The sequence below is a fragment of the Planktothrix serta PCC 8927 genome, from assembly GCF_900010725.2.
GTDB classification, from domain to species: domain Bacteria; phylum Cyanobacteriota; class Cyanobacteriia; order Cyanobacteriales; family Microcoleaceae; genus Planktothrix; species Planktothrix serta.
In genome coordinates, this window is sequence record NZ_LR734888.1 from 1 (window position 1) to 14,751 (window position 14,751).

Annotated in this window: 9 protein-coding genes; 7 read left to right on the forward strand and 2 right to left on the reverse strand. The window is 39.2% G+C overall.

Annotated elements, in window-relative coordinates; all coding sequences use genetic code 11:
• Window positions 1-181: 181 nt before the first annotated feature.
• A complete protein-coding gene (locus PL8927_RS26410; RefSeq protein ID WP_083626892.1) occupies window positions 182-1,144 on the reverse strand; it encodes a glycosyltransferase family 9 protein in 963 nt (320 codons plus the stop codon).
• A 79-nt stretch (window positions 1,145-1,223) separates the two neighbouring features.
• Here PL8927_RS26410 and ispD point away from each other — a divergent pair, with 79 nt between their 5' ends.
• The 4 genes from ispD (at window position 1,224) to PL8927_RS26430 (ending at window position 8,138) form a co-directional block, all read left to right on the forward strand.
• On the forward strand, window positions 1,224-1,913 hold the full coding sequence (gene ispD, locus PL8927_RS26415; RefSeq protein ID WP_083626893.1) for a 2-C-methyl-D-erythritol 4-phosphate cytidylyltransferase: 690 nt from the start codon (window positions 1,224-1,226) through the stop codon (window positions 1,911-1,913).
• A gap of 75 nt (window positions 1,914-1,988) precedes the next feature.
• Window positions 1,989-2,522 (forward strand): hypothetical protein, encoded by a 534-nt coding sequence (locus PL8927_RS26420; RefSeq protein WP_083626894.1) that lies wholly within the window; start codon window positions 1,989-1,991, stop codon window positions 2,520-2,522.
• 55 nt (window positions 2,523-2,577) lie between these two features.
• Complete coding sequence (locus tag PL8927_RS26425; protein ID WP_083626895.1) at window positions 2,578-7,722, forward strand: PAS domain S-box protein; 5,145 nt, start codon at window positions 2,578-2,580, stop codon at window positions 7,720-7,722.
• A gap of 41 nt (window positions 7,723-7,763) precedes the next feature.
• Window positions 7,764-8,138 carry a response regulator gene (locus PL8927_RS26430; RefSeq protein WP_083626896.1) on the forward strand — a complete coding sequence of 125 codons (375 nt, stop codon included), beginning with the start codon at window positions 7,764-7,766 and terminating at the stop codon, window positions 8,136-8,138.
• 212 nt (window positions 8,139-8,350) lie between these two features.
• On the opposite strand, the gene dnaK is transcribed toward PL8927_RS26430, so the two are convergent.
• On the reverse strand, window positions 8,351-10,255 hold the full coding sequence (gene dnaK / locus PL8927_RS26435) for a molecular chaperone DnaK (RefSeq protein ID WP_083626897.1): 1,905 nt from the start codon (window positions 10,253-10,255) through the stop codon (window positions 8,351-8,353).
• 561 nt (window positions 10,256-10,816) lie between these two features.
• Here dnaK and PL8927_RS26440 point away from each other — a divergent pair.
• The 3 genes from PL8927_RS26440 to PL8927_RS26450 all read left to right on the forward strand — a co-directional run bounded on the left by PL8927_RS26440 (window position 10,817) and on the right by PL8927_RS26450 (window position 14,734).
• Window positions 10,817-11,809 (forward strand): serine/threonine protein kinase, encoded by a 993-nt coding sequence (locus tag PL8927_RS26440; protein WP_083626898.1) that lies wholly within the window; start codon window positions 10,817-10,819, stop codon window positions 11,807-11,809.
• A 258-nt stretch (window positions 11,810-12,067) separates the two neighbouring features.
• Entirely contained in the window at window positions 12,068-13,414 is a 1,347-nt protein-coding gene (locus PL8927_RS26445) for a serine/threonine-protein kinase (protein WP_083626899.1), read from the forward strand.
• 498 nt (window positions 13,415-13,912) lie between these two features.
• Entirely contained in the window at window positions 13,913-14,734 is an 822-nt protein-coding gene (locus tag PL8927_RS26450; protein ID WP_083626901.1) for a serine/threonine-protein kinase, read from the forward strand.
• Window positions 14,735-14,751 lie beyond the last annotated feature (17 nt).

Genomic DNA, 14,751 nt, shown 5'->3' on the forward strand with positions numbered 1-14,751 from the left:
AACTTAAGTCATAATGCCCTGAACTAAAGTTCGGGCTAAGAGCTAAAGTCATCTAAAGATGACTCAAGACTTGTGTTTCTTAACCCGTTTTAACGGGTTTAAGCTTTTAGCCCGAACTTTAGTTCAGGGCGCGGGAAACTTAAGTTGACGGACTTTGGGATACCCCGCCCCTACGACTGAATTAACCTCCCCAGATTTTTTTAATTACTTCATCGGCGGAGATATCAGACATTTTACCTGTGGGAGATTTAAGACCAATAACCCGATCGCTTTTTGGTAATAATTTAGCGGGTTCTGTTGGGCCAAATAACGCGATCGTATAGGTTCCCACCGCAACCGCTAAGTGCATCGGGGCACTATCGGTACAGATCATTAAATTAGCCGAGGCGATCATTGCCGCCAACTTGCCAATATCCTCTGGTCGGGTAACTTTAACCTGGGGACAAGATTGGACAATTTCCTGCACTAACGCCGCATCTTCTGGCCCTTGAACAATCACAACGGGAAGGTTAGGTTGTCGTTGTTGAATATCTTGAATAATTTTTTGCCAACGAGCAACGGGGTAGATTTTGTCAATGCCTTTTTGTTGTGCTAACTGACTAGACCCGCCATGAATCAAAATATAACCACTTTCCTTGACTCCTAAACGTTTTTGTTCCCCATCCCCCCAGTCAATATCTAGTTTAGGAACATTAATCGATAATCCAGGGAAAGGCGTGATAATGTCTATCCCTTTGAGCAGGTCATAATACATTTCGGCGGCGTATTGTTCCAGTTTCAGGGGTACTGGGTTGCTAATAAACATCCCTTCACCGCCTCCAGCGTATCCAACCCGAACGGGAATACCTGTTAACCACAATAACAACCCTACCGTCCAACTTTGACCGAGGGAGAGCACCACTTCATATTCTCGGTCACGGACAATACCGAGAAAATTTCCCCAGTCCGCTAAACTGTTGCGGCCCTTGAAATCATAGGTCAAAATTTCAGAAACGGACTTACAAACTCGATAAGCTCCCTTGGCCCTGGGTTCTACCATAACAGAAATTTGGGCTTCAGGATAAGCTTGCTTTAGGCCATCAAGCGTCGGGAAAAACAAAATTTGATCGCCTATTCCACCTGGGACAAGGGCTAGTATTCTCATTACTAAAGAGTTAATCTACAAGATCAGCTTAATTCTAATATGAACACAGGATTGTCAATCTTACCTCTAAATTTTCTAAATGCACTTATTAATTCCAGCAGCAGGGATGGGACGACGAATGGGGAGCGATCGCAACAAATTGCTCCTGACCTTATGGGATAAACCGTTATTGGCGTGGACACTGGAAGCGGCGGAGGCGGCGACCTGTATTGACTGGATCGGGATCATGGGTCAACCTGTGGATTTTCCTGACTTCGAGGAAATTTTAGCTACTGTTAATTTAAGTAAACCTGTGGAGTTAATTCAAGGGGGCGGCACTCGTCAAGAGTCGGTTTATAATGGCTTACAAGCCTTACCAACGGATGCAGAACGGGTATTAATTCATGATGGTGCTCGATGTTTGGCTACACCGGAGTTATTTGAACGTTGTGCCATCGGCTTACAAAACTGGGGAGGGTTAATTGCGGCTGTTCCCGTCAAAGATACGATTAAAGTGGTGGGTGATCACCAATTAATTTTAGATACTCCCGATCGCAAACAGTTATGGGCGGCACAAACTCCCCAAGGGTTTGATGTAAAATTATTAAAAGAATGTCATCAGCAAGGCCGTCAACAGGGTTGGGAAGTTACTGATGATGCAGCCTTATTTGAAAAATGTGGGTTATCTGTTCATATTGTGATGGGAGAAGAAACTAATTTAAAAGTTACAACCCCTGTCGATTTAAGCGTCGCTGAATTTATTTTAAAAGCCAGACACAATAATCTGTAGGGGCGGGGTTATCCCGCCCATAATCAGTGATCAGTAGCTAATCAGGAATAATCAACCGTCAACTTTAATTAATCTATGACTCCTAAAACAACACCCAAAAAAACTCGGAAATCTACCTTGATTAATGAGTTTATGAGTTTAGCAATTGTTAATTTGTATTTAGCTTTATCCTTTAGCGTTTTAATCACGTTGAATTCCCTGGCGTTATTAAAACATGGGATTGATGCTTTTAACTATGGGATGGCGATTATTGGGGCTTTAATCGTGGGGAAAGTGATTGTTTTATGTGAAAAACTGCCCCTTGTAGAACGCTATGGAGATAAACCCCTAATTATTTCATCTGTTTATAAGTCGATTTTATTTACAATTATTGTTTTAATTATTAATGTAGCAGAACATTTTATCATAGGTTTGTTTCAACAAGAATCTATAGCTAAAATTTTAATAGAATTGAAAGATCATTTTTTTAGAATTGATACAATCTATCAAATTTTCTGCTTATTCCTTGTGTTTCTTCCTTTCTTTATAACACGAGAATTAGATCAAGTATTAGGAAAGGGAAGCTTATTTAATTTATTCTTTAAAAGTAGAACTTTAAACCCGAATTAAAACAGGATTCCCTATTTCCTATTCCCTATTTCCTGTTCCCTGTTCCCTACTCTATATGAACCTAACACTAAGTTGGTTAGACAGTTTAGAAACCGCAATTATTCCTGATCCAATTAGGGTGACACCGGATACCCCGTTAGATGAAGTGATCGGATTAATTACTCACGCCAGAAGCATTTGTTATCTTCCCTCATTGGAATCTAACCCCCTAGAAAATGCCAAAAAAGAAGGACGGGGAAGTTGTGTAATTGTTGTGGATGATAATAGACCTATTGGCATTATTACAGAACGAAATATAATTCGCTGGATCGCCACCGGAAAAGACACAACAAAGGTTAAAGTCGCGGAGGTCATGAGTCAACCGATCGTCACCCTTAAACATTTAGAACAGCAGGATATTTTTGCCGTTATCGATCAATTTCGCCAGTATTCCATTCGTCATTTACCCATAGTAAATGACGACAAACTGGTAGGATTAATCACCTATGATACAGTTCGCAGTTGTTTGAAACCCGGAGATTTATTGCAGTTCAGAAAAGTTTCTGAAGTGATGAATAGCAATGTCATTTCTACAACGGCTTCAACCTCTTTATTAAGAATAGCACAACTGATGGCAAATCATCACATTAGTTGTGTGGTGATTATTGACGAAACACTAAAATTAACTCCTGTTGGAATCATTACAGAACGAGATTTAGTTCAGTTTAAAACGTTAGGACTCGATTTAGAAGATACCCAGGCAGAAATGGTTATGAGTTCACCGTTATTAACAGTACGGGGTGAAGATACTTTGACCCTTGCCCACGAAACCATGGAATGCTATCATATTGGTCGCTTAATTATCACTGGCAATCATGGAGAATTTGTAGGACTGGTAACCCGAACTAATATTTTACAAGTCTTAAAACCTTTAGAAGTTTATAATGTTCTTGAAGTCTTACAAAAGAAAATTAAACAGTTGCAAAATGAAAAAATTAAATTGTTAGAAGACCGTAACCTTGACTTAGAAAAACAAGTCGAAGATCGGAACAAAAAACTATTTTATCGAGAAAAAGAATTTCAAGTCATTGTTGAAAATACTCCCGATATTATTTTTAGAATAGATTTGGATTTACGCTATCTCTATATTAATGCTGCGATTCAAAAATTGCTAGGAGTTTCTCCTTCAGATCTAATCGGTAAACATCCAGAAGATCTAGGCGTTGATCAAGCGTTAATTAACCTTTGGAGAAATGTGATTCAAAAGGCAATAGAAACGAGGGAAGAACAAGTAAGTGAATATCCATTTCCCAAAATAGATAGTTCAACTTGGCATCAAACCCGACTCGTTCCTGAATATACACCCGATGGAATTTTAATCTCTTTTTTGGGGATCGCTAGAGATATTACTCAACAAAAACAGGTAGAAGAACAACTCCGTCAGCAAGTCGAATTAGAAAAACTATTATATCAAACCACAGTTAATATTCGTCAGTCTTTATCCTTAGATGAAATTCTGAAAACAACGGTGAACGAAATCCGGCTATTGTTAAAATGTGATCGGGTTTTAGTTTATCAGTTTAATCCAGACAAAAGTGGTAATGTGGTTGCGGAATCCGTTGCATCTGGATGGGATAGTCTTTTGAAAATTCATCTGGAAGACACTTGTTTTAAAACGGGAGGTGGACAACATTATTTAGAAGGACAGACAACTGCAATTAATAATATAGAAACAGCAGAAATTCTGCCTTGTCATCAGGAATTACTGTCTCGGTTTCAAGTTAAAGCCAATTTAGTTGTTCCGATTATAGTCACTGATTCTTGCTCTAAAACTCAATTATGGGGGCTATTAATTGCTCATCAATGTTCGGAGCCGCGTCAGTGGATTTCTACTGAATTTACCTTATTAGATCAACTGGCTGTCCCGATTTCAATTGCCATTCAACAATCTCAACTTTATCAACAAATTCAATATGAATTAAACGAACGATACAAAGCAGAATCGGCTTTAATTCAATTCAATTTAGAATTAGAGAAAAGAGTCAAAGAAAGAACTCTAGCATTAAGTCAAACCAACCAACAACTTTTAGAAGAAATTAAAGAACATCGACGAACGGAAAAAAAATTACATCGTCAAAATATTAAGGTAGAGTTATTTACGGATATAACCCTGAATATTCGTCAGTCTTTGCAACTCGAAGATATTTTGCAAACCACCGTAACAGAAATTCGCCAGATTTTAGATTGCGATCGCGTATTAATCTATCGATTTTCTTCAAATCGGTCGGGAAAAATTATTACAGAATCTGTGATCAAGCCGGAATTATCAATCCTTGATCAAAATTTGAACGATGACATTTTTTCCAGTTACTCTCAATGCTTTTATGAACACAGAACAGTTAAAGCGATTAATAATATAGAAGATGCTAAACTGTCGGACAGATCTGAATGTTTTTGCATAAGAGAATTAATGCAGCAATTCCAGGTGAAATCAAAATTAATTGTTCCCATTTTCCAAAATGATCAACTTTGGGGATTAATGCTGGCACATCAATGTAGTATACCGCGTAAATGGACAGAGTTTGAAATTGAGATCATGCAGCAAATTTCTGATCAAGTAGGAATTGCGATCGCGCAAGCTCAATTATTAATGGATTTACAAGAAAGTCAAGAACAGTTACAGGATTTATTTGAAAATGCTAATGATTTAATTCAACTGATTTCTCCTGAAAATGGACAGTTTATTTATGTGAATCGAGCTTGGAAAGAAACCTTAAAATATAGCGATGAAGACCTAAAAAATCTATCAATTTTTGATATAATTGAGGAGCAATACACTGATGAATATCAGCAAATTTTTGAACAGTTGAAAACGGGAGCTATTAGTAAACATAATTCAATCGAAACCAAATTTTTAACCAAAACCGGAGAAACGGTTATTTTAAAAGGCAGTGCTAACTGTCGAATTGAGGATGGTAAACCAACGGTTATTCGAGCTTTTTTACGCGATGTTACCGCCAAAAAACAGGCAGAACAACAGCTACAAATGGCTTTACAAGAATTAACTTATCATAAATTAGCCCTGGATGAATTAGCAATTGTAGCGATTACAGATGCTAACGGGGTGATTACTTATGTTAATCATAAATTCTGTAAACTCTTTCAATATTCTTCTGAAGAAGCTTTGGGTAAAACTCACCGTTTCATTAATTCAGGCTACCATCCTCAGAGTTTCTTTAAACAGCTTTGGTTAACTATTTCTCAAGGAAAAGTTTGGCAGGGAGAAATCCGAAATCAAGCCAAAAATGGAGACTATTGCTGGGTGGATAGTACGATTGTTCCCTTTGTAAATCAAGAGGGTCAACCGTTCCAATATTTATCAATTATGTTAGATATTACAGAGCGTAAATTAGCAGAAGCCAAACTCTTAGAATTAAATCAGCTTCAACAAGCGATTTTAGATGGGGCAAATTATGCGATTATTTCTACAGATGTCAATGGAATCATTCAAGTTTGGAACCGAGCAGCAGAAAATTTACTCGGTTATCAAGCGCAAGAAGTAATTAATAAAAAAACTCCGGCTATCATTCATAATTCTCAAGAAATTATAGAACGTTCCTATAGTTTATCCTTAGAATTAGGAACTCCCATTGAACCCGGATTTGAAGTATTTGTTGCTAAATCTCGGATCGGCAAAAAAGAAGAAAGAGAATGGATTTATGTTCATAAAGATGGCACACATTTTCCGGTTTTACTATCAATTTCTACCTTACGAGATCAAACGGGAAATATTAGTGGATTTTTAGGAATTGCTCAGGATTTAAGAGAACGCAAACGCACAGAAGCCGAAATTAAAGTAGCTCAAGAACGATTTCAGTTAGCCATTCAAGCCGCCCAGGATGGATTTTGGGATTGGGATTTTGTCACGGATAGTATTTATTTTTCACCCCGTTGGAAAGAAATGATTGGCTATAATAATGATGAATTGCCGAATGAATTATCCTCCTGGGAAAAAGTTATTTTTGAAGAGGATAGAATTGAGGCTATAAAATTAATTACAGACTATAATCAAGGTCGAATTAATCGCTTTCAAGCTGTTCAACGATTTCATCATAAAAATGGCTCCACTGTCTATATTTTATCCAGAGCAATTCATCTTAAAGATGAGCAGGGAAAGGTGATTCGTATGGTGGGAGCCCATACAGATATTACAGAACTTCAAAAAGCTCAAGAAGTCTTAAAACAACAGTTAGCTGCTATTGAAGCCGCCATTGATGGGATTGCAATTTTAGAGGAGGGACAATACATTTATTTGAATCAAGCTCATGTTAAACTATTTGGTTATACTCATCCTGAAGAATTACTCGGAAAAAGTTGGGCTGAACTCTATAAACCTGAACAACTTGATTATTTTCAACAGCATATTTTTCCGATTTTATCTCAACAACGTCATTGGCAAGGAGAAGCCACAGCAAAACGCAAAGATGGCAGTACCTTTACCGAAGAAGTTTCACTGACTTTAACCGATGATGATTTATTAATTTGTGTTTGTCGAGATGTCACCGAACGTTTAAAAGCGGAAGAAAAAATTAAAGCTTCCCTCCAAGAAAAAGAAGTTTTATTGCGGGAAATTCACCATCGAGTTAAAAATAATCTCTATGTAATTTCTAATTTATTAGATTTACAAGCGGATACCTTAGAACAGGAGGAACAACGCAATTTATTTGCCGAAAGTCAAAATCGAATTCAAACGATGGCCCTGATTCATGAACAGCTTTATCAATCCGATGATTTATCCCAAGTGAATTTTGCCAATTATATCCAAAACTTAGTTGAAAAATTATCGTTATCCTATCAAACAAAATACTGTGAGGTTAAAATCATCCTTGATGTTGAACCTATCACTTTAAATTTAGAAACGGCAATTCCCTGCGGACTTTTAATTAATGAATTAGTTACAAATTCTTTTAAATATGCTTTTCCAAATTCTCAATATGGAGAAATTAAAATCGAGTTAAAACTTGAACCTCAACAACAAATTTATCTGAGAATTAGCGATAATGGTATTGGCATTCCCGATAATGTTGATTGGCAAGATAGTCCCTCATTAGGATTAAGATTAGTCAGTATTTTAGGAGATCAATTAGAAGCAGCCGTTGAAGTGGATTGTAGCCAAGGTACAAGTTTTACTCTGACTTTTCAAGAACAAGGCTATAATTAAATCAATTAATATTAAACTTTAAAAAGGAGGGTTTTCTTAACATGGCAACCACCATTTTAATTGTCGAAGATGAGTTAATTGCCGCCGAAAGTATTGCTAGAAGTTTAAGAAAACAAGGGTATATAGTTATTGCTCGAATCAATTCAGGAGAAAAAGCCTTAGAACAGGTGGCGAAAAATATCCCTGATTTAATTTTAATGGATATTCACTTACGCGGGGAATTAGATGGGATTGAAACAGCTAAACGCATTCAGGAACAGTACCCCATTCCTATCGTTTATATTACAGCTTATTCTGATACTTCAACAATTGAACGCACCCAAGAAACTAATCCTTATGGATATTTAATTAAACCCTTTAAACCCCAAGATGTGATTAACGCGGTTGAAAAAGCTTTAGAAGGCAATAGGCAATAGGCAATAGGCAATAGGGAAAATTGCTCTACTTTTTCCAGGGAAGTTTGGTTCCCATTTCTGTTAAGGCAGAAACAATTAAGTAGAGCGTTAAAACTAGAATTCCTAACAAAAATAAACCGAGATCTTCATTCATCATCTTAAATATTAGAAACGCGCTGGGAGCCTTCAGCAATATGGCATTAGGCTTCCTCCAGCGCGTCTATACAATCAAGTTATTTAGATTCAGTGAAATCGGCGTCAATTACATCATCGCCACCACTCGGAGGAGTGGAACCGCCGGCACCAGGGCCACCGTCTTCAGGAGCACCACCACCCGCTTGTTGATACATACTAGAACCCACCGCAAACAACGCTTGTTGTAAATCTGTGGTTAGGGTTTTGATCTTCTCATCATCATCTTGAGTGATGGCTTCCCGTAGTTCCTTAATCAGGCCTTCAATCTTCGTCTTATCGGCTTCGGGTACTTTATCCCCCAACTCTTTAAGTTGTTTTTCGGCTTGATAAGATAGAGTATCGGCTTGGTTTTTGCGTTCGATGCGTTCCCGACGTTCTTTGTCAGTAGCAGCGTTTTGTTCCGCTTCCCGCACCATCCGTTGTACTTCGTCATCGGGTAGGGTAGACGCGCCTGTAATACTGATGGACTGTTCTTTTCCAGTCCCCTTATCCTTGGCGGTCACGTTCAAAATCCCGTTGGCGTCGATATCAAAAATGACTTCAATTTGAGGAACACCACGCGGCGCAGGCGGAATACCATCCAGGCGGAAAGTTCCCAAACTCTTGTTATCATTCGACATTTCCCGTTCCCCTTGGAGAACATGGATTTCAACGTTAGTTTGACCATCAACAGCCGTTGAGAACACTTCCGATTTTTTGGTCGGAATAGTGGTGTTGCGAGGAATAATCTTGGTCATCACCCCACCCAGGGTTTCTACACCCAAGGACAACGGAGTCACGTCTAACAGCAGAATATCCTTAACTTCACCGGATAATACCCCAGCTTGAATAGCAGCCCCTAAAGCCACAACTTCATCGGGGTTAACGGTTTGGTTCGGTTCTTTACCCAGAGCATCCCGAACTAATTTTTGAATGGCGGGAATGCGGGTAGAACCTCCCACTAACACCACTTCATCAATATCTGACTTCTTGAGTTTAGAATCACTGATGGCTTTCTCAACGGGAGTCAAACAACGGTCAATTAAATCAGAACATAATTGTTCAAATTTTGACCGAGTTAAGGTCATATCCAGATGTTTAGGCCCATCTTGGGTGGCGGTAATAAAGGGGAGGTTAATTTCCGTTTGGGTAACGCTGGAAAGTTCTTGTTTAGCTTTTTCAGAAGCTTCCGTTAACCGTTGCAATGCTTGTTTATCTTTGCGGAGGTCAACCCCTTCACTTTTCTGGAATTCTTCGGCGAGATAATCAACGATTTTTTTATCGAAATCATCTCCTCCCAGGTGAGTATCTCCAGAAGTTGATAATACTTCAAATACGCCATCGCCGACTTCTAAAATTGAGACGTCAAACGTACCGCCGCCTAAGTCAAAAACCAGAATGGTTTCGTTACTTTTTTGTTCTAAACCATAAGCTAATGATGCCGCTGTTGGTTCGTTAATAATCCGTTTAACTTCAATTCCGGCAATTCTACCCGCGTCTTTAGTGGCTTGACGTTGGGAGTCGTTAAAATAAGCAGGAACGGTAATAACAGCTTCTTTAACGGTTTCGCCTAAGTATTTACTGGCATCATCAACCAGTTTTCTCAACACTTGGGCGGAGATTTCTTCCGGTGCAAATTGTTTATCACGGGCAGGGCAATCTAATTTAACATTACCACTGCTATCGCGCAGCACTTTATAAGAAACTTCTTTAGATTCGTTGTTGACTTCTTCTGATTTGCGTCCGATGAACCGTTTGACCGAATAAAACGTGTTTTCGGGGTTCATGACGGACTGACGTTTGGCAATTTGACCTACCAGTTGGTCGCCATTTTTAGCAAAGGCTACAACGGAAGGTGTGGTGCGTAACCCTTCAGCATTAGCGATAACGGTGGGTTTGCCCCCTTCCATCACGGCGACGCAAGAGTTTGTGGTTCCTAAGTCAATGCCGACTACTTTTCCCATATTGTTTATTGTTCTCCAAATTTACTACAAAAAAGTTAGATTCTGTTTGAGGTTAGTCGTTTTAATTCGACTTCTGGACTACTCCTTAACCCAACTGCATCAGGGGGCGAGTCCAATTTCAATACAGTTTTTAAGATACGATTGCTTATCTCTATACTGCGGGCGGTTTGTCCATTCTTTGAAGGTGTGTTTACCGAACCTATTTGGGTCGGTTGGACTTCAGGTTTGGACGGTTAGCCTCTGTTGTTCACATCTACTACTGTAGGAACTGCGATCGCTTTTGCGTTTGTGGCTAACCGTATAGTTTGGGTTGTAGTTTCCGTCAAGATGGGGTTTTATTTTGAGAACCACAAAGGCACGAAGACACAAAGAAGAGAGAAGGTTTCTCTTGTTTTCTCGTTTCTAGGTTCTACCTAGAAATGCTTATAAGGAGGCTCTGCCTCCTACTATGATTTACTATGATTTGAGGCCGAATGTAGTAAGCCCTTTAGGGCTGAGAGTCCTGAAGGACTCACTACAATACTTTATAATTTAAACTAATTTTATCAGAAGGATTGAGCGATGGGCTGGCAACCAGGGGAACAGTTACGCAACGGACAATATACGATTATTAGAGAGTTGGGACGGGGACGGTTTGGGATTACCTATTTAGCGAGAGATAAACAGGGTAAAACCTGTGTGATCAAAACCTTGAGTGATGATTTAATTAATCAATTAATTCCCTCAGATCTCAAGCGTTTAGAGGATAAAATCTGGCAAGAAGCAACTAAATTAGCCCATTGTCAACATCCCCATATTGTTAAACTTAAAGAGTCTTTTAAAGAAGGCGATCGCGTTTGTTTGGCGATGGAACATATTGCCGGAGAAACTCTCGAACATCTGCCTAATAAAATATTACCAGAATTCGTTGCTTTAGACTATATTCGACAAATTGGTTCGGCTTTAAATTGTGTGCATGAAAAAGGATTTGTACATCGAGATGTTAAACCTGCTAATATTGTTTTACGCGCCGGAAAATCGGAAGTTGTCTTAATTGATTTTGGTTTAGCGCGAGGGTTTGATAATCCTTTAACAACAGTTCAAGCCTCGACTGCCGATGGTTTTGCACCTTTGGAATTGTATCATGTTGATAGTGAACAAAAGCCCTATACGGATGTTTATTCTTTATCGGCGACTTTGTATGTTTTACTAACTGGAACTATTCCCGCTAGTGCAATGGATCGGAGTTTACAAAAAGCCCAACTCATTCCACCCAAACAACTCAATTCTCAAATTAGCGATCACACCAATACCGCTATTTTAGAAGGGTTGAAACTCGCCCCGGAAGACCGACATCAAACCATCAACGAGTGGTTAAAATTGCTCCCTTCTGGGCATCAAAATCTAGTTTTACCTCAAATTGAACCTGCACTATTTTGGACAATTGTAGGAGCAATGGCAACGGTTTTAGGAACGATTCCTGCTTGGATGCCATTGTTAAAACCAAGTTCACCTCCCACACCTTCCCCCTCTCCACCTGTTATTGAACAGCCACAAAAAACCCTTAATAACTAATCGTAGTAAGCCCTAAAGGGCTAAAATGTAGTAAGCCCTTTAGGGCTAAAAATCTTGTAGTAAGCCCTTTAGGGCTAAAATGTAGTAAGCCCTTTAGGGCTAAGAGTCCTGAAGGACTCACTACGAGGGCTAAGAGTCCTTTGTGTCCCTCACTACGAGGAGGGGAAAAGCGATCGCTAAAATCCTAATAAAATAATAGGTAATATTTTCAGTCAATCAATATGGCATAATTACAATAGCTATCAATTTTAAAAAAATATGGCTTGGCAACCCGGTACAAAACTTTATGGCGATCGCTATACAATCATTAAAAAACTAAAGGAAGGCGGGTTTGGCATTACCTTTTTAGCGCGAAACCGCAAAGGTACAGAATTTGTCATCAAAACTTTACGGGATCAGATCCTCACCGATCCCGATTTTATTGATTTTCGGGATAAATATTTACGCGACTTTAAGGATGAAGCAACCCGACTCGCCGTTTGTCGCCATCCCCATATTGTGGAAATTGAGAATGTGTTTCGGGAGGGCTCCTTACCCTGTATTGTCATGGAATATATTGCTGGAGAGAACCTCTGGGAATTAGTTAGAGGAAAAGGTGCATTTGCAGAAGCGGAAGCAGTACGTTATATTCAACAAATTGGTAATGCTTTAATAGTTGTTCATGATAAGGGGTTATTGCATCGAGATATTAAACCCCAGAATATTATGAAGCGGGACAGGAAAAGCGAAGCGGTATTAATTGATTTTGGCATTGCTAGAGAGTTTATTCCTAATGTAACCCAAACTCATACCCCTGCCTTTACCCATGGGTTTGCCCCCATTGAACAATACGATGAACAAGCGCATCGGGGGGAATATACCGATGTATATGCCTTGAGTGCGACGTTATATCATTTGCTCAGTGGGAAAGTGCCAAACCCTGCATTTATGAGGAATGTTCGGGATAGTTTGCAACCGTTAAATCAAGTCGTTAATGTTAGTAATAGAGTCCATAAAGCGGTGATGAAGGGGTTAGAAATACAACCCGATAAACGTCCTCAGTCGGTGGAGGAATGGTTAGAAATATTGATTGATAATCGGGTTATTCCTACCCCGATGCCAACTATTCCTCAACTGGTTGTACCATCTACATCTACACCACTGGAAACCGTTCCATCCCGATATCAGAAATTGCAACAACTCCTCGCAGCAGGACAGTGGAAAGAAGCAGACCAGGAAACTGCCACGGTGATGCTTCAGGTGGCAGGGAGAGAGGAGGATGGGTACTTAAATGTAGACTCGATTAATAATTTCCCCTGTGAGGATTTACGCACCATTGATCAGTTATGGGTAAAATACAGTATGTCCCGCTTTGGCTTCAGTGTCCAGAAAAAGATTTGGCTGGAATTTGGGGGTAAGGTAGACTATGAAACAGAATGTAAGCTGGGCGATCGCGTCGGATGGAGAAAGAATGGCAGTTGGATGAACCACCATGACTTGACCTTTACATTGCAAGCTCCCACTGGCCACCTCCCGGCGTTTTGGGGGTTGGTGAGGGGCGTTTTGGACGTTGTGTGGTTGATGGGGTTGGTTTGGGGGTGTATTCTCTCGCGTCAAGAACTGTAAGCTTTAATCTATAACAATTTCAGCCCTTTGTCAAGTCTAGTTTTTGGGGGTTTGTTTCACCCAATTTTCGTTATTTCAGCATTTCGTTACCTGTTAGGGGGTTCAGAAACCGGGTTTCTTAATTGAGCTTTTTGTTAGTAGCAAAGGTGATGGCAGAAACCCGGTTTCTTGGATCTCTGCATTGGAGTAACGCTATTTCTAAATTGGGTAAAATTTGAGATTGATTAATTCTGTAACTTCCCGTATTGGCGATCGCAAACGCGAATACCTAAGTTTTCTCTCGTTTCTAGGTTCTACCTAGAAATGATCTTAACGGAGGCGGAGCCTCCTGCTAGGATTTGAGGCGGAGCCTCATGATTTGCATTCCAATGCAGAGCATTGGAACGAGGGAAAATTAGTAGTAAGCCCTTTAGGGCTGAGAGTCCTGAAGGACTCACTACGAAGTTCTGATAATATTTAATTAATTGCATCATCCCATCCTCACCCCAGTCCTTAACCATGAGTCAATGTCTTAACCCAGATTGCCTCCAAATTAACTCTAAAACCGCAATTTTTTGTCAAAAGTGTGGTTCTAAATTACTATTAATAGATCGATATCGGGCTTTAAAAATATTAGGACAAGGGGGTTTTGATCGCACATTTCTAGCTGTTGATGAGCATAAACCTTCTCAACCCTATTGTGTAATTAAACAATTTTTACCCCAAGCTCAAGGGACGAATAATCAACAAAAAGCTGAGGAACTTTTTAAACAAGAAGCGATAAAGTTAGAACAATTAGGCAAACATCAACAAATTCCTGAATTATTTGCCTATTTAATTCAAGATCATCGTCAATATTTAGTTCAACAATATGTTGAAGGACAAAATTTGGCTCAAGAATTAGCTCAAACTGGGGCATTTTCAGAAAATAAAATTATTAATTTGTTAGAGGATTTATTACCTGTTTTAGCATTTGTTCATCAAAAATTGGTAATTCATAGAGATATTAAACCGGAAAATATTATTAGAAGAAAGAGCGATAATAAATTATTTTTAGTGGATTTTGGAGCCGATAAAGCCGCGACGAGAATAGCGTTAGCGGTGACAGAAACAGCTATTGCTTCAGCCCAATATACTGCACCTGAACAAGCGATAGGAAAACCGATCTTTGCTAGTGATTTATATAGTTTAGGGGTAACTTGTATTCATTTATTAACTAATATTGAACCCTTTGATTTATTTGATGTTAGTAAAAGTNAGGAACAGGAGATCAAAGTCCCCCTTCTTAAGGGGGATTTAGGGGGATCTAATCTGGGCTATAATCAGAGGTTTTCGGCTTAAGTTGACACTGATGCAGC